Source organism: Arthrobacter echini, assembly GCF_008107445.1.
Taxonomy (GTDB): domain Bacteria; phylum Actinomycetota; class Actinomycetes; order Actinomycetales; family Micrococcaceae; genus Arthrobacter_D; species Arthrobacter_D echini_A.
The window spans coordinates 18,133-33,697 of sequence record NZ_VSLD01000010.1 but is presented as its reverse complement, the minus strand read 5'-3'; the positions used below and the strand labels follow the sequence as shown (position 1 = coordinate 33,697).

The 15,565-nt window shown below is 60.3% G+C and carries 13 protein-coding genes and 1 pseudogene; 8 read left to right on the top strand and 6 right to left on the bottom strand.

The features are described from left to right. Nucleotides 1-235: 235 nt before the first annotated feature. Nucleotides 236-3,082: an ATP-binding protein gene (locus FQ377_RS13725; protein WP_187393381.1), complete on the bottom strand. Its 2,847-nt coding sequence runs from the start codon at nucleotides 3,080-3,082 to the stop codon at nucleotides 236-238. 513 nt (nucleotides 3,083-3,595) lie between these two features. On the opposite strand from FQ377_RS13725, the gene FQ377_RS13720 reads away from it, so the two are divergent. The 4 genes from FQ377_RS13720 (at nucleotide 3,596) to FQ377_RS13705 (ending at nucleotide 6,479) form a co-directional block, all read left to right on the top strand. Further along, nucleotides 3,596-4,168: a recombinase family protein gene (locus FQ377_RS13720; protein WP_148601767.1), complete on the top strand. Its 573-nt coding sequence runs from the start codon at nucleotides 3,596-3,598 to the stop codon at nucleotides 4,166-4,168. A gap of 131 nt (nucleotides 4,169-4,299) precedes the next feature. Next, complete coding sequence (locus FQ377_RS13715; protein ID WP_148601766.1) at nucleotides 4,300-4,890, top strand: hypothetical protein; 591 nt, start codon at nucleotides 4,300-4,302, stop codon at nucleotides 4,888-4,890. A 134-nt stretch (nucleotides 4,891-5,024) separates the two neighbouring features. Then, complete coding sequence (locus FQ377_RS13710) at nucleotides 5,025-5,246, top strand: hypothetical protein (protein WP_148601765.1); 222 nt, start codon at nucleotides 5,025-5,027, stop codon at nucleotides 5,244-5,246. Between the two features lie 216 nt (nucleotides 5,247-5,462). Further along, nucleotides 5,463-6,479 (top strand): TerC family protein, encoded by a 1,017-nt coding sequence (locus FQ377_RS13705; protein ID WP_148601774.1) that lies wholly within the window; start codon nucleotides 5,463-5,465, stop codon nucleotides 6,477-6,479. 163 nt (nucleotides 6,480-6,642) lie between these two features. On the opposite strand, the gene ppk2 is transcribed toward FQ377_RS13705, so the two are convergent. Further along, the gene (gene ppk2 / locus FQ377_RS13700) at nucleotides 6,643-7,683 is read right to left on the bottom strand and encodes a polyphosphate kinase 2 (protein ID WP_262364469.1); all 1,041 of its coding nucleotides are present in this window, start codon (nucleotides 7,681-7,683) and stop codon (nucleotides 6,643-6,645) included. A 472-nt stretch (nucleotides 7,684-8,155) separates the two neighbouring features. On the opposite strand from ppk2, the gene FQ377_RS15180 reads away from it, so the two are divergent. Continuing rightward, entirely contained in the window at nucleotides 8,156-8,515 is a 360-nt protein-coding gene (locus FQ377_RS15180) for a PepSY domain-containing protein (RefSeq protein WP_262364468.1), read from the top strand. Nucleotides 8,516-8,561: 46 nt separating this feature from the next. On the opposite strand, the pseudogene FQ377_RS15310 reads toward FQ377_RS15180, so the two are convergent. Next, nucleotides 8,562-8,903 (bottom strand): annotated as a pseudogene (locus tag FQ377_RS15310) (amidohydrolase family protein); the annotation flags it as partial. Nucleotides 8,904-9,316: 413 nt separating this feature from the next. Here FQ377_RS15310 and FQ377_RS13685 point away from each other — a divergent pair. The 3 genes from FQ377_RS13685 to FQ377_RS13675 all read left to right on the top strand — a co-directional run bounded on the left by FQ377_RS13685 (nucleotide 9,317) and on the right by FQ377_RS13675 (nucleotide 11,537). Continuing rightward, the gene (locus FQ377_RS13685) at nucleotides 9,317-9,799 is read left to right on the top strand and encodes a PDDEXK family nuclease (RefSeq protein WP_148601763.1); all 483 of its coding nucleotides are present in this window, start codon (nucleotides 9,317-9,319) and stop codon (nucleotides 9,797-9,799) included. Between the two features lie 143 nt (nucleotides 9,800-9,942). Then, nucleotides 9,943-10,200, top strand: coding sequence for an antitoxin (locus FQ377_RS13680; RefSeq protein ID WP_148601762.1), 258 nt, complete (start codon nucleotides 9,943-9,945; stop codon nucleotides 10,198-10,200). A gap of 419 nt (nucleotides 10,201-10,619) precedes the next feature. After that, complete coding sequence (locus FQ377_RS13675) at nucleotides 10,620-11,537, top strand: GAF and ANTAR domain-containing protein (RefSeq protein WP_148601761.1); 918 nt, start codon at nucleotides 10,620-10,622, stop codon at nucleotides 11,535-11,537. Nucleotides 11,538-11,655: 118 nt separating this feature from the next. On the opposite strand, the gene FQ377_RS13670 is transcribed toward FQ377_RS13675, so the two are convergent. The 3 genes from FQ377_RS13670 to FQ377_RS13660 all read right to left on the bottom strand — a co-directional run bounded on the left by FQ377_RS13670 (nucleotide 11,656) and on the right by FQ377_RS13660 (nucleotide 14,833). After that, nucleotides 11,656-11,862, bottom strand: a complete 207-nt coding sequence (locus tag FQ377_RS13670) for a hypothetical protein (RefSeq protein ID WP_148601760.1) — start codon at nucleotides 11,860-11,862, stop codon at nucleotides 11,656-11,658. A 266-nt stretch (nucleotides 11,863-12,128) separates the two neighbouring features. Then, nucleotides 12,129-14,012, bottom strand: a complete 1,884-nt coding sequence (locus FQ377_RS13665) for an EAL domain-containing protein (protein WP_148601759.1) — start codon at nucleotides 14,010-14,012, stop codon at nucleotides 12,129-12,131. Then, nucleotides 14,009-14,833, bottom strand: a complete 825-nt coding sequence (locus FQ377_RS13660; protein WP_316245933.1) for an alpha/beta fold hydrolase — start codon at nucleotides 14,831-14,833, stop codon at nucleotides 14,009-14,011. The genes FQ377_RS13665 and FQ377_RS13660 overlap by 4 nt, the downstream gene beginning before the upstream one ends. Nucleotides 14,834-15,565: the final 732 nt, after the last annotated feature.

Here is a 15,565-nt window from a genome sequence, read left to right as displayed (position 1 = left end):
TTGCTTGGTCGCTACCCATTCAAAGAGGCCCTGACCTCATTCCCACCACACCACGCCGCACCAGCACCAGCGAACCCCTGCCGCGTTAGTCCCCGACCGCCCTACCCACGCTCAACTGCGAAGGGCCGCTTTACAGTCAGTCTGCTGGCCCACCGGCATCGGGTGCACGCCGTGCGCTCTCTGGCGGACGCAGGGGAACATGCGCAAAGCCCCTGGCCTCCTATCTGACCAGCCGTCAGCGTTTGGTCAGCGACTTGTAGAACCTCCAGTCGCCTGTTCCATTGCTGTCGTATTGAAAACATCTCCGCATGGCATCGATCGCGTTGAGCACGCCAATCAAAGCGGCTGGAGAGAAGGAAGACGCGCCGGAAGTGCCGTAGTGACTGACCCAATTAGCGATGATTGAAGGAGCGTGCCGGGTTTTAAGATCGCCAATTTGCTGAGCTGTAAGGACGATCTGGTTGGCTGCTTCGTGAATCTTCACTGCGTAGACGATGGCATCAAGGCAACTGCTTACCATCTTTGAGTGATCATTTACGGCCAAATCCAGAGGAACAGGGACCTGCACTTTCTTGATGATCTGCTGCAGAACAAACTCCAGGTACTGACGGATCAAACCCGATCCCTCCTGGGTTTGACCGGCCAGCAGGAAGCGCTCCGCCTCGGCCCGTAAACGATCCGGGTTTTGACCGTGGGCAGTGACGGGGGTCATCGGAGGCCAGCCTTGAAGTTTTTGATGGTTCCATCCGGGCTCTGCATCGAGCCGGTCAAAGTATTTCTCTAAGGCAACGTCGTGGCTAAACATGATGAACTGAAGGCCGTCGGGGCGGGCCGGATACTGAAACCTTGTTCGGATCTGTTCCATGAGATGAAACTGGTGGCCCGAGTCGAAGCTGGACGTGGCGTCATCGAGCACAATGAAACGGGGTGCCTTGGTGTGGCCGGCGGCAGCAGACAAGAAGACTGAGATTGCCAATGCGTTCCTGTAGCTTTCCGAAAGCAGCGCGCGTGCAGACACGTTCTGCTTTCCGTGGAAGCTCGATAGTTCAACTGTCATGTGCTCATCCGTTCCTGGACGGGCGAGCTCAGGAACGATGTCTCCTGCTGACATAACCTCAGCGAACATCTGCTGATACTCGGTTCGGAGTCCCAGCAATGTCCTGTTTGAGAGTTCCGATTCGGCCAATGAAAAGACCGAGAGCGCCTGACCGATGAAGCTTTTCCATCGCTCATACAGTGAGAGCGTCGTCGTCACGCTTTGGAGCTCGGTTGTTGAGGTGATGTAGTCCTGCAAGGCGCTTTGGGCAGATTTTGCTGCGGAGATCTGGGCAGTGAGGGAAACCAGCGACGGTGGTATCTTCTTTTCCAGATCAGCTATGGAGCGATCCACCTCGCTCACTTTCGAAGTCAGCCGTGACTCCAAAACAGTCAGCCGATCCCGAGCATTTGTAACGCTCTCCAGCGTGATGGTGCCCGCGATAGCAGCCGTGCGAAGCGCGACTGCCTGTTCCTGATCCTCTGATAGCCGAAGCGCCGACAGGCCTTCAAGCTTCGTCAGGCGTCGCAGGAAGCTGCTCTCTAAGACTTTTTCCCGCAGAGCCTTGCGTCCGTCGTCCACCTGCTTAAAGCCGGCAAGGGAACTAGCTACTGTCTGTGCTATCGGGTCTTCAAGGGAACTATTGCAAAGAGGGCAGACGTGGGGATCCCACGTAGTCTCGGACTGAAGAAATTGATCAGCAGCAGTGTTCAGACGGTGTAAGTGCTCTCCCTTGGTGGAGCTTACGAGGGCCTCGTGGTCCACGATTGCGACCGATAGGTCCTTGCCACTCTGCTCAGCCGCTGAGTCTTGTGCTTCCACGGCAGCCAGTAGGACTCGCTGATCGAGCAGCGCCTCCAATCGCTTTCGATCCGGGCCGCCTTCCGCTTTTAAGACTTCATCTCGTAGCTGAGTGAAGTCGACGACAGCCAGTGCCTTCCCCTCAAGCGCGTCATGCAGTAGCGGGACTCCTCGAAGCGAATGCACAAGATCTGGTCCCCACTCTCCGGACTTCGAGACGTCAGTTATCTCCTGTCCCGTGACTTCGGTGTAGAACCGGCTGAACCGATCAAAGGAGCCTTGTACGCCTTGTTGGTGATGGCGTTTGCTTCCCTCCGCCTCAGCTATTGCGAAATCACTTCTGAACGTTTGAGTGTTCTCTACGGTCTTGATCATTCGTCTGAAGTTTGCATAATCGGACAGTCCGAGGAGTGAAGAGAACGAACGGCCCCGATTCAAAGCCGTGTCCTCGATGAAGCGGGTGAACGTTGAATAATCAAGAAGCGTGAAATCCTGGTCCAGCGATTTCAGCAAGCCGTTGGGATCTGGGTGGTTGGTTGCGCTTGTCACCGTCCGTTGTCCCGATGCAGATCGTTTGACTTCTATTTCTACATTGGCCGTGCCATCGTCTGGAGCCAGTGTCAGCTTGATGGTTGCCTCACCCTTGGAATGAAACAGATTTGCCAGATAGCTGTCTGAGTTTTCGTTTGCCTGCATGCTTGCAAGCCGGGGAACACTGCCCTGGATCGCATATTGCAGGGCCTCGTAAAGCGAGCTCTTACCAGTTCCATTCTGCGCGAAGACTGAGTTAACTGAACTTGCGTCGAACTTCAGGACGAGGGGCGTCCCTTCATTCTTGATACCCCGGAACCCCTCCACAGACAACTGGGACAGAAAGAATCTGGGGCCACTGACCGGGGGATTCGGGGAAGTTGTCGGAATCTGCGGACTTGCTGCTGCTCCCGGGTTCGTAGAATTTGCGGAGGCGGCCGGATCGGCAGGAGTCGTCGTTGGCATCCTGTTCAGTGCTTCTCTCACTGATGCATTGAACTTCGGCCGTAGGCTCTTGCGGCTGTCCTCTGTGGCAGCGGTCTGGAGGATACCGAGGTTGGTCTTAAATATCTCAGCCATTGGAGCATCGATTGATTCGAGGCGCTTCAGGTAGGCAATGAGGTCGGCCGATAGCCCAACGGCCCCACTGAAAATCACGTCCGACAAACTATTCCTCGTTCCCCCAGGACCGAGCTCCCTTGTGACCTCGGTCATGCGCACGACTTGATCGACGATACACGCCATGGGTCAACATGGTGGACGTCTACACCGGCATCCGTAAGGCAGCCGTGCCTTGTGAGTTGCAGCAGTGAACGGCGGTTTTTTCGCAGCCCAAAAGGAGCGTCCTTGAGCTTCTTGGTATCCCCAATGAAGGCGGCGCAAGGGCTAGTTCATAAATTACCCGTTGAGCAACATTCGGTTGTGCAACAGGCAGGCGGACTTGAAGGTGGTGCACAAGCCGCGTGCGAAGCGTCGTTGGCGGGGTGTAGTGACTATGACGGGTTTTGCTACCGGCTCGAGATGCGGCTACGCGCGTCCCCGATCGCCGCAGCCGGTCCAGTCAAAGGATCCCTTGACTGGACAAGAGGCAAGGTTCGGTCGTGGGTTGACGATCCCCAGTAACGGCGCGGGAATGCTCGGTCGCGTCTCGTCCCAGCAATGTGTCTCACGGCCAGTATTCTCAGCAAAGCAGAAGTAGGCCTTTGATGAGCTAGTAGGAGAGTGTCAGTGGGAAGTGTCGGGTACGCGCGGGTCAGCACGGTGGAACAGAACGCCGATCTGCAGCATGCAGCGCTGAAGACTGCGGGATGTACGAGGATCTTCACCGACGAGGGGGTGAGCGGGACGCGGGCGAGCCGGCCCGAACTGGACAAGCTCCTCGACCACCTACGGGAAGGGGACGAGGTAGTGGTGTGGAAGCTCGACCGGCTGGGGCGTAACACGAGGAACCTGCTGGCCCTCATCGACGACCTCGAGCAGCGTGGCGTGCACTTCCGGAGTGTCACCGAGGGGATCAGCACCACCGGGCCCATGGGCAAAGCCATGCTGACGGTGATGTCTGCTTTCGCTCAGCTCGAGCGTGACCAACTCGCCGAGCGCACCAGAGCAGGCATGGCCATAGCCGCCGAGCACGGGCGGAAGGCCGGTCGGCGGGAAGTCACCGCCGAGCACGTGAAGGTAAGGCGTGCCCGGGATCTGAAAGCCCAGGGCCTGGCGCCGGCGGATATCGGGAAGATTATCGGGGCGAGTCGTGCCACGGTGTACCGGTACCTCAGCCTCGGAGTAACGGAGATGCCCTGATGCGGTGAGGACCCACCCTGCATCTGGCGTATGTCGCACCGGGGGCGGCCCGGTATCAGTGACATCCGGCTGGACTAAGCCTTCGGCAGTTTCGACCTGCGCCTGTTCTTTTGGTCTGGGATGATTCACGGGTGCCAGATTCCGACAGCTTTCAACTCCATGCGTGGGTGGACGAGAGTATGCGTGGAGCCACCAAAGACCAGGGCATGTACCTTCTTGGGGCCGTGGTCGCTGATCCTACCGAATGCGAATCGACGCGAGACGAGCTGCGCGCCGTCCTGCCCAAGGGTGCGAGGAAGCTGCATTGGACTGACATGGAGGACCGCGCGAAGAAACAGGTCACTGCGTTGGTCTGTGGTCTAGATGTTGCTCACCTGGTGGTGATAGGCACGCCGCTGGATCTGAAGAAGCAGGAGAAGGCCCGGGCTAAGTGCATGGAGCGTCTGCTGTGGGAGCTAGGCGAGATGGAAGTGTCCCGGGTTGTCCTTGAGCACCGCACGCCGTCGCTGAACAGTCGGGATATGAAACTGGTAGATCGGCTGCGTGGTCGGCAGGCGATGCCAGCGAGTCTGCGGGTCGACATCGCACAGCCCTCCAGCGAACCGATGCTGTGGATCCCGGATCAGATGCTGGGTGCCATGGGCGATGCCGAAGCGAACGACAACGGGACATGGCTGGAGCTGTACAACGGCGCGGTCCACCGGATCGACATCGAGTTCTAGACAGCGCGAAGGCCAGGTCCCGCTAAACACGGGGGTCCTGGCCTCTACTTCTCAACCCTCCCAGCAGGAGGGGAGCTATACCTAGTAAATCTCACCCCAAGCACGGTGTACATCCCCGCACCATAAATACTGCCGTGATTTTTCCCACGCATCAGATCCTGATGCTCACGATGCTCTTGGTTCCAGGGCGGCAGGAAGTATGGAGCGGGATGAAGCTCAAGGTGCGCCGCAAGATCCTGTTCGACCGCCGCAGCTCCTGGTTCTCCTGCACGAACTCACCCAGCCCATCCTTCGCACCGTTGCAGTTTTCTCTTCTGGGAAGTGATGACGTGCCGTCGACCTCCCGGCTTCCCTGATTCGATGCCATGACTTCATGCCCGTTCTGACGGTCAAGAGCCATCAAACCCGGGCGGGGCAGTGCGTTAGCATTGTCGTATCAAGGGGAGTACTCCCGTCTGCGATCGACCCGTCATTACGGATGCGCTGAAGCATTCCGGGTCATCGGTTCCGGTTCCGTCCGGGCGGAGGAGACCTTGGCGCCTATGTCCGACGCCTACCCCTTGGAGTACCTCATGCAGGTCAGCCCCACCATCTGGTTGATCACCATCATCGTGACGATCCTTTTCTTCGTCTACGAGTTCTTCGCGCACGTGCGCACACCCCACGAGCCGACCATCGGCGAATCCGCCCGTTGGTCCGCTTTCTACATCGGACTCGCCCTGGTCTTCGGCGTCGGGATCGGCGTCGTCTCCGGCTGGAGGTTCGGCGGTGAGTACTTCGCCGGCTACCTGACCGAGAAGGCCCTCTCGATCGACAACCTGTTCGTCTTCCTCATCGTGATCACGGGCTTCGCAGTGCCGAAGAAGTACCAGCAGAAGGTGCTGATGATCGGCATCATCATCGCCCTCGTGCTCCGCGGGGGTTTCATCGCCATCGGCGCCGGCCTGATCGAGAACTTCTCCTGGATCTTCTACATCTTCGGCGCCCTGCTGCTGGTCCTCGCCTACAGGCAGGCCTTCGGCGGCCACGACTCCAATCCGGCCGACGGCAGATTCATGCGCCTGGTCCGCCGCGTCCTGCCCGTCACGGACGAGTATCACGAGGACCGGCTCACCGTGCAGAAGGACGGCGCACGCTTCGTGACGCCGATGCTGCTGACGATCATCGCGATCGGCTTCGTGGACCTGATCTTCGCCGTCGACTCCATTCCCGCCATCTACGGGCTGACCAACGAGGCGTACATCGTCTTCACCGCCAATGCCTTCGCGCTCATGGGCCTGCGCCAGCTGTACTTCCTGATCGGCGGACTCCTCGAACGCCTGGTCTACCTGGCGCAGGGACTCGCCGTCATCCTGGGGTTCATCGGCATCAAACTCATCTTCCACGCCCTCCACGTCAACGAGCTGTCGTTCGTGAACGGCGGGGAGGCGCTGCTGTGGGTGCCCGAGATCCCCATCTGGTTCTCGCTGCTCTTCATCGGTGCCACCATCACCGTCGCCACAGCCGCGAGTCTGCTCAGAACCAGAACCAGAGCCAGGACCAGGGCTAGAGCAGACGACGCCCTCACTCACCAGGACAGGGCCAGCTAGAAGGCGTCAGGGCTGGTGAGGTCGAGGCAGCAGAAGACGCAGGAAGATTAGTGTCGCCGGTGGGCACCACGCGGTGATGAGGTTTACCCGCTCGGAGGTGGGTCCTCGGCCCAGGACGAGATTCCTCAGGGGTGGCAGGACCGCTAGGTGGGTTCGAGAAAGGCTAGGTAGGTATTTCGTCGGCTTCGTACATGTGCGCTGAGGGACCGATACCGACGATCAGCGGGTCGGGGGTCCCGACGGCGGCGGAGTCCTTGTCCGCGTAGTCGATGGTGAACAGGACGTACCGGATCGCTTCGAGGCGGGCGCGTTTCTTGTCGTTGCTTTTGATGATCGTCCACGGCGCGTCGGCGGTGTCGGTGTAGAAGAACATGGCTTCCTTCGCGGCCGTGTAGTCCTGCCATTTATCGAGGGACTGTAAGTCCATGGGACTGAGTTTCCACCGCCTGACGGGGTCTGTGTGGCGTTGGGCGAAGCGGCGGCGTTGTTCGTCGTGGGAGACCGAGAACCAGAATTTGATCAGATGCATGTCACTGCGTACCAGCATCCGTTCGAGCTCGGGGGCTTGACGCATGAACTCGAGATACTGGGAGGGCGTGCAGAATCCCATGACTCGTTCCACGCCGGCCCGGTTGTACCAGGAGCGGTCGAACAAGACGATCTCCCCGCCACTGGGCAGGACGGAGATGTAGCGCTGGAAGTACCACTGGGTAGATTCGCGCTCGGAAGGCTTGTCCAGGGCAACGACCCGGGCTCCGCGCGGGTTGAGGTTCTCGGTGAATCGCTTGATCGTTCCGCCTTTCCCGGCGGCATCACGTCCTTCGAACAGTACTGCAATTTTCTTCTCCGTCTTTTTCACCCAGGACTGCATCTTCAATAACTCGATCTGCAGCACGCGCTTGGCCCTCTGGTACTCCCGCTCTGTCATCAACGTCTCGTACGGGTGATCCTGACGCCACGTCTCATCCTCAGGATGAGGTAAGAACACAGGCTCCTTTGGCCCGTCCTCGGATGAGCCTGCCGGAACTTCCACCCTGGTTTTAGGCATCCGGCCCGTATCCTCGCCACTATCCGGAACAGACCCAACCGTTTCAGACGGGGGAGTCGTACCAGCACCATCGCCGGAATCGTCACGAGCTCGCCGGTCCCGCTCCGTAGCAGACTGGTCGAGACGAAGCGGCGGGAAAGAATCGGGTTCTGCCATGAAGGATCTCCTAGTTGTTCAAGAGCGTTCCGGTACCAAGGGGCTGCTGAAAGTTCTATTGTCGCTGTGTGCGCGGTGCTAGCGTGATCGTCAAAGACGATCCAGGAGGGGCACCATGGCGGTAGTCGGTAGTGATACACGAAAGCCGGCAGTCCGATATCTGGCGTTATCGGGTGCTTCCGTGGTCCTGGTTGGTTCCATGATCGGGTGTAGCGGTGGAGGGAGCACCGGAGGTGAGGCATCCTCCAGCGAAGCATCCTCGAGCGCTGCCACTGCGAGCCAGCCAGCAAACCAGACCACGCCAGCCCAAACACCTTCTGCGAGCATGGACGGATCCCCGGGCGCTAGCCCCACACCGGCTTCCACACCGTCTTCCACAGCATCGGCCAGTGCAGTGAATGGGCAGACCAGCGCGGTTCTGACGGCTATCACCACGGCGGAGTCGGGGGTGCGCGGAGGTGAGGTCTTCGACGTGGAGGACGAGACCGAGCGCGGCCAAAGAGTCTGGTCCGTCAAGGTTGCTACCTCAGATGATCGACAGTTCAACCTTTCGATCTCCCAGGACGGCTCCAGTATTGTGGCCAACGACGAGGACGCGACTCCTGATGATGACATCGACAAGCTCCGGTCCGCGGAGATCACTGTCTCTGATGCCATAACGGCTGCTGCCGAAGAGGCTAAAGGACAGGGGGATCTGAGTTCCCTGGAAATCGATACCGATGACTCCGGCACCGTGGTCTGGCAGGTCGAGTTCGGCGGCGACAGTGGTACGACGGTTCTCGTTGACGCCGCCTCGGGTGACATTGTCGACGTCGGCCCAGACGCCGGCTAGCTCTCCTTCGATGGTTTGGTGACTCTTTTCGGGAGTAGCGGGTCTGTCCTGCCAGTCGTGTTTCTGACACGGCGATGGTCGAGATGGTGCTTGGATCGACGGTTCGCGGGTCGTCCTCCAGCAGTACGAGGTCAGCGAATGTGCCGACCTCGATCGAGCCGGTGATGTCATCGGAGCGGCACTGCCATGCGGCGTCGAGGGTGACTGCGCGCAGTGCGGCTTCGACGGGGATGCGTTCGTCCTGGTTCAGAACTTCACCGTTCTCGGTCATGATCCGGGTGACCGCGTCCTCGACGTACCGCAAGGGTGACTGTGACAGGTTGGGAAGGACTTCTGCAGCAAGTGCAGCTCCACCCGCTGCTGAGAAAAGCAGTGCGACGTTATCCACGGCGATCACCCGTGACCCTGGCCGGCGCCGTCGGTGAGCTGATAAGCACGATCATCGTTTGCAGTAGGCCAACTCTCATCAGGGAGCGTCTTTCTGTGATCACGTGGAGGACCGATCATCGTTGCGGGTAGTCGTCGTGGTGTGGCTCAGCTCGGTTTCGTTGTGGAGCAGGGCCGAAGCTGGCGTGGGTGGTTCCTCAACAATGATCGAGGTCGTGCCTGTCGGGTAGACCCGGGGGTCGAGGGAGCATGCATGTCTTCCCATTCGATCAGAGGGAGCGCCGTCTTGGCGGGTGGTTGGTTGTCTGGGAATCCTGGTGCGCTCAGGGAATTTTCATGTTTCTGCCATGCACAGGCACGTACAGTGGAACCGCTGATCCGGATGACAGCATCCCAGGACGATGGAGGAGAACCGTGACAGTAGTCAGCGGGACAGGTCTGGATGGTGCGCGCGTGGACCGGCGGCGCAGGATGATCACGTGTGTGCTGCTCGGGACGAGCTTGGTCTTAATGACGGGTTGCGCGACTGGTGGTGAGGACAATTGGAACTCCACCGCTGTTGGGGATGACGAGAGCGTAGGCGAGATCGATTTGCTCAGTGTCCTCCTGGTCACCGACGAGGAAGGTAACCCGGCCCGGCTCCTGGGGACGCTGGAGAACAACGGGGATCAGCCCGTGGACGTAACGATCAGCGACGACGACGAAGACGTCACTGTGTCAGTGCCTGCCCAGGGAGCAGCGGCCCTGGACACACTGGAAACATTTCTGCAGACGGCAGGAGACGCCCCCGGGGCACGCACGAGCCTCACCGCGACTACCGAGACCGGCGAGGTCGAACTGCTCGTCCCGGTCGTGGACGGGACCCTCGACCCTTACAAGCCCTACCTCCCCGAATGATCCGCAGTCGGGAAGGTGCACTACCCGGGGATAGCAGTACCAGTACCAGTTCGGGTTCATGCTTCGCTCATCTTCGCCGTCTATAGTGAGTGACCCGGGAGGGGGTCTAAGCCTTCTTCCTTCAACGGAAAGGGAAAGTCGTCATGGGCCTGTTCAGCAGCCGAGGTAAGGCAGGATCGCTTGTGTCCAAAGCACTCAACTTCGTTGGCAGCAATCCTGACAAGGTGAACAATAATGTCGCCAAAGCCGGGGACTTCGTCAACAAGAAGACGCACGGGAAGTACTCGCGCCACATCACAGGTGCACAGTCGAAAGCTACCGCCGCTGTAGCCAGGCTCAACAGGAAGAACGGCCGCAACCCTCACGATGGCAGCGGCCCTGATACAGGCCAAACCACGTAGAAGTTGGCCAAGAACACACCGCTGATGCGAGGCGTCTTCCCTGCGCTCACATGAGCCGATGCTCGAGGCATCGGGTCTTTTCGTGGTGAGCGCATCCAACGAGTAACGATCACATCAGCCGACCCGGTGGCATGAGCAGAAACTGACAAGTCCTCACGTCCTGATCGCCTGTTTGGTCTGAGAATCAGGCGATGACAAAAGTTCGGCCGGAGAGCGGTGCGCACTTAAGGGGCGTTGAGTATCCGCATCGGGGAACTGCTGCAGGCTTGATTGACTCTTCTGGTTAGATCTTCAGCAGCTCTCTCGGCTGGTTGTAGTGTGTGCGTGTCGTCCGGTTCTGGGCGGATGCGGTGTCGCTGGGTCGCTTCTGGGTTGTTCGGGTGTGGTCGGTGGTGGTCTGATCTCACGGAGGTAGTCCTATGGTTCTTGATCCCCCGACTGACCCGGTGGTCATGGACTCCGAGGCTGTGATTGGTGCCGGCCCGGTGGCCGCTGACCTGGTGTCGGAGGCCGGAGCGGGGATTCCGGAGCTGGTGGTGGGCGGCGGGCTTGGGGGTGCGGCTGCCCGGGTGGGTGCCGGAGGCGATCTTGCCGGGCAGGTCCAGGATCTGGTTCTTGAAAGCGGCCCGCTGCAGGTGTTCCTAGGCTCTCTCGCTGAGTTGATCGCTTCTCGTCTCTCTACCTCTGAGCGGGAGGTGTTGTGCGGGGTGACGTTGCTTCGGCCGGGGGTGAAGACCACGGTGGCCAGTAGCAGCGATCGTGCCAGGGCGTTGGACGAGGTGCAGTACGCCTTCGATGATGGTCCGTGTGTGGATGCTGCACGGCACAAACGGATCAATCACGTCCTCGATGCCGAAGCTGAAGGACAGCGGTGGCCCGAGTATCGGGCGGTGATCGCCTCTCATGGGTTGCATTCGCTCCTGGCGGTACCGGTGGGGTTGGGAATCGATGAGGAGGGACGGACCGGCTGCGCGATCAATCTCTACTGCGACACCGCCTGGTCCTTCACCGTGGAGGACATCACAGACGCGAGGAGTCTCGCGGCGGAGATCTCCCGGACGGTGCGGATCGCTGTGCGGATCGCCCACCTGGATGAGACGACGAGTCAATTGAAGAGTGCGTTGGGCTCTGGGACGCTCATCAACCTGGCGACCGGGATCATCATGAGTCAGAACAGGTGTTCGGCCGAAGCAGCGACAGCGATCCTGGAGGCGGCCAGCAGCGCACGCACCATCCCGGTACCCGATCTGGCGAGAACGATCATCACCTCGGTCACAGCTGAGCCGGTCACCACCCACTTCAGCGACCCACGCAGCAGCCAATCAGGACACCGCTGAGCACAACCGGGCCGGGTACCGAGACCGCCCTCCCAGCTACCACCATCCTCACCGGCCACCGTCGGCACCTGGGCGGGAGAACCCGCACGCTGAGAAGGACGAATCAAGGGGTGAGGGATCAGGGGCTTGTGGTGCCGTGCCTGGTTTCGATGATGATGATGCGGTTATGGCCGGTGCTCTGAACCCGGTAGGTGACAACATCGCCTACCGCCAGAGAATGAGAGGCGGGCACGCGCACGATGACGTTCGGGCCCCCACGGGCGGGGCGGATAGTGAAGGTCCCGACCTCAGGATCCCCGTGGATGATCGTCCCGAACACCAGCACCCCGTTCCTTCCTGGACCTTCGCTGTCACTGCAGAGCCCAGGTGGCGGCCCCTACACAGTGAGTCGGTGAAGGCCGGTGAAGTACCCGAGACCGGTCAGCTGATCGGGTACGCCATCTCATATCGAGTGCGACGTGTGGCGGCGATGGCGCCCAGGCCGCTTCGGGTGACCTGGTGCGACCTGGGCACCAAGGGAGCTCATCCACTCGGCCGCTCCTTGACCGGGTAGTAAGCCCACTTACCAGTTGAGCACGGATCGGCCCGAAGTCAATCGAATCCGCGGCGCGTCAAGCCACCGTGAAAGTGATTGACCTCAGCAAGTATCACGTGATCGATCTCGTCGTCTGTTCCCCCGCGGACAGGCGCGCCAACACACCCGAGCGGGCACCCGCTGTTCTGTGTCATGACGTTGGTGATGCTCTGGCGGGGGGTGATCCAGGTGGTGATGTGTTCTGGTGTGAGTGGTTTGCTGTAGTGGTAGCCCTGGGCAAGGTCGCAGCCCAGGGTGAGCAGGGTGGTGCGTTGGTGGTCGGTTTCGACGCCTTCGGCGACGGCTCTGATTCCTACGGCGTGGGCTAGTTGGATGCAGCTTTGGACGATCGCGTTGTCGCCGTCGTTGCTGCCGAGGCCGCTGACGAAGGACCGGTCGATTTTGAGTTCGTCGATGGGGAAGTCTTTGAGGTAGGTCAGGCTTGCGTAGCCTGTTCCGAAGTCGTCGATGGCCAGCCCTACTCCTAGTGATTTGAGGGCGGTGAGGACTTGTAAGGCTGTTGCCGGGTTCTCCATGAGCGCTGTCTCGGTGATTTCCAGGGTCAGGAGGCCGGGGGCGAAGTCGTATCGTTCTAGCGCGGTGGCGACAGTGTCGACGAGGTGCGGGTCGAGGAGTTGGCGGGTGGAGAGGTTCACGGCGATCCCGAGGGGTTCTGACCTCGGTGAGGTCTGTGCCCAGTGGGTGCCTTGGCGTATTGCTTCTTGCAGGACCCATGTGCCGAGGTCGCGGATGAGCCCGGACTCTTCGGCTAGGTCGATGAAGTCGATGGGTTGGAGGAGGCCTCGGGTGGGGTGTTCCCAGCGCACCAGGGCTTCGACACTGTTGATGGTACCGGTGCTCATGTCCATGCGGGGTTGGTAGTGCACGCGTAGCTGCTTGGTTTCGATGCCGTGGCGCAGTTCGCCGAGCAGACGCATCCGGTTGATGGCTGGGTCGGTCTCGGACGGGTCGTGTACGTTCCAGGAGTTCCGGCCGTTGGCCTTCGCCCGGTACATGGCGATATCGGCTCGGCGCAGTAGGTGGTCCGGTTCGTTGCAGTCCTGGTCGGTGAGGGCTATCCCGATACTGGCCGAACAGAGGATTTCCAGGCCCTCGATGATCATCGGGGTATGGATTGCTTCAAGTAGCCTCTCGGCCAGCGTCGTCGCTCCGGCGAGGTTCTCGACGTGTTCGAGGGCGATGAATTCATCTCCTGCAAGGCGGGCTACCGTGCCGGTGGTGCGCACCGAGGAGGACAGTCGTTGCCCGACGATTCGCAGGAGCTCATCTCCTGCGTTGTGGCCGAGACTGTCATTGACTGCTTTGAAGTGATCGAGGTCCACGAACAAAACCGCGATCCTCACCCCGGGGCCTAGCTCGGTCAGTTCCCTGTCGAAGATGGAGGCCAGGCCGGCCCGGTTGGGTAGGCCGGTGAGGGAGTCATGCAGTGCCAGGTGTTGCAGTCCAGCTTCAGCCCGGGTGCTGCGGGCTTCGGATTCCTCGGCCCGCCTGAGCGCTTTCACGAGCTCGAGCTCGTGTTGACGGCGTTCATGGGCGCTGAAGATGATGATCCTCAGCTCCACGACGCCGTCCAGGCGGTGTGCTCTCACGGCGGTGAGTAGGGCCGCTCTGCGCTGTCCTTGCGCGTCGATGATTTCCAGGGACACCTCGGACACGGTCCCGGTGAGCTGGAGTTGGGAGATACTGCTGGTCCAGTGCAGAAGACGATCGCCCATGGGCATCAGCTGCGGTAGGGCGGTGCCAAGAACGTCGTCGCTGCGGTACCCGGACCAGGCTAGGAAAGTGTCGTTGGCGGCCGTGATCGTCCAGTTCTCGTCGGTGAGCAGGTACCCACACGGCGCCTGGTGGTAGAGCTGCTCGTAATGCCCCTCCTGGCTCACGAAGCCGGGATCAGGTATCGCCGAATCGCGTGTGCTGTCTCGTCCGGTGCGCTGGCCTGGGGTACGTGACCGGTCGCGTCGAGTTCGACCAGGGTGCTTCCCGTCAATCGGTCCTTGAGGTACCTGCCGACTTCCGGGGGGGCGAGCATGTCCTGGGAGCACTGCAGGATCAGCGTTGGAACGCTGACGTGCTGCAGGTCCGAGCGAATGTCGGAGAGGAAACTGACACGGGCGAAAGTGCGCGCGGTATCCGGGTTGGTCCGGCAGAAACTCGTCTCGAGCTCTTCAGTGAGCTCCGGCGCGTCAGGGTTCCCCATGATGGTCGGTGCCAGTGCCGCTGACCACGCGAAATAGTTGCTGTCGAGGGACTCCAAAAGCCCGTCGATGTCTTCTCGAGTGAAACCGCCCACGTAGTCATCGACGGGATCGTTGATATACGACGGAGACGGTGCGACCAGGACCAACCGGCTAAACACGCCCGGAGTTCTGATCGCGGCCTTGATGGCCATCATCGTCGCAACGCTGTGTGCGACCAGAACGACATCGCGGAGAACGAGCTCCTCGCATAAAGCAAGCACATCCGTGACATACCCGTCGAGATTCGAGTACTTCTCCGGATCGTACTGAGCCAGGTCCGAGCGCCCTGACCCCATGTGATCGAACAACACCACCTGGAACCGGTCCTCGAAGAACGGGATGATCCGACGCCACATGCCCTGATCGCACCCAAACCCATGAGCGAACAACATCACAGGCCCATCAGGCTGGCCACTGATCGTGACATGGTGGTGATCAAGAACAGAAGAAGTGACAGCGCGCACAGCTCACTTCGCTTCCTGAGATAGACAAACCGGCCCCACACGATCATGGCGCCCCAAGGCCCAGTATCAACCACCCCCGAACCGGCTAAGGCCGGATACCAGGCAGCCAGAGAAAAACCTGAGGCAATACTGAGCGCCATCGACACCAGCACGACCCCCCTGATCCAGTACGCGCCAAGACGGCTTTAAGCTCCACCTTTCGGGATCCACCTGGCCCATCAGTGGATGATCGGCCCAGAAGTCACTAACGACCATCACCCCATTACTACTATTAGTGCTATTAGTCCCATAAGGGCTCAGGTTCCGGTGTGCGCGACCACGCTGGTAGGAGGCTGTGCACATCCACCATCCGCTCAAGGTGAGTTCTCCCCGTGTTGGTGAGGTAGGTGGGTGTGTGCAGGCGGGCCCTTGGTTCCTGCTGTCCAGGTGTGTGCGGGACAAGCAGCGAAGCGTAGGGAGCTTGTGCCGTGCCCAGCTGGTCAGGAGGCAAGCCTCGCCGACGACCGGTTGAGACCACCACCGTTTAAGAGCCAATCTTTTTGCACCACTCAAACTTCTGTCGTTTCTCGAAGTCCTCTGCACTGTGACGTCGGGGAAGTCAGCCTCATCCAGGTAAAGGGTTCTGGGTCTTAGCCGGTGCAGAGAGCAGGCTGTCGTAGGGGGTGACTGTAGGAGTCGCCCTGGTATCGGCGGGCAGACTCTCAACGAGGGCACGCAACGTGCTCTCCCCAT

Coding starts and splice junctions, on each gene's coding strand:
- FQ377_RS13725 (WP_187393381.1), bottom strand. CDS start 3,082: ATGACCGAGGTCACAAGGGAGCTCGGTCCTGGGGGAACGAGGAATAGT.
- FQ377_RS13705 (WP_148601774.1), top strand. CDS start 5,463: ATGCAGGTCAGCCCCACCATCTGGTTGATCACCATCATCGTGACGATC.
- ppk2 (WP_262364469.1), bottom strand. CDS start 7,683: ATGGCAGAACCCGATTCTTTCCCGCCGCTTCGTCTCGACCAGTCTGCT.
- FQ377_RS13680 (WP_148601762.1), top strand. CDS start 9,943: ATGGGCCTGTTCAGCAGCCGAGGTAAGGCAGGATCGCTTGTGTCCAAA.
- FQ377_RS13675 (WP_148601761.1), top strand. CDS start 10,620: ATGGTTCTTGATCCCCCGACTGACCCGGTGGTCATGGACTCCGAGGCT.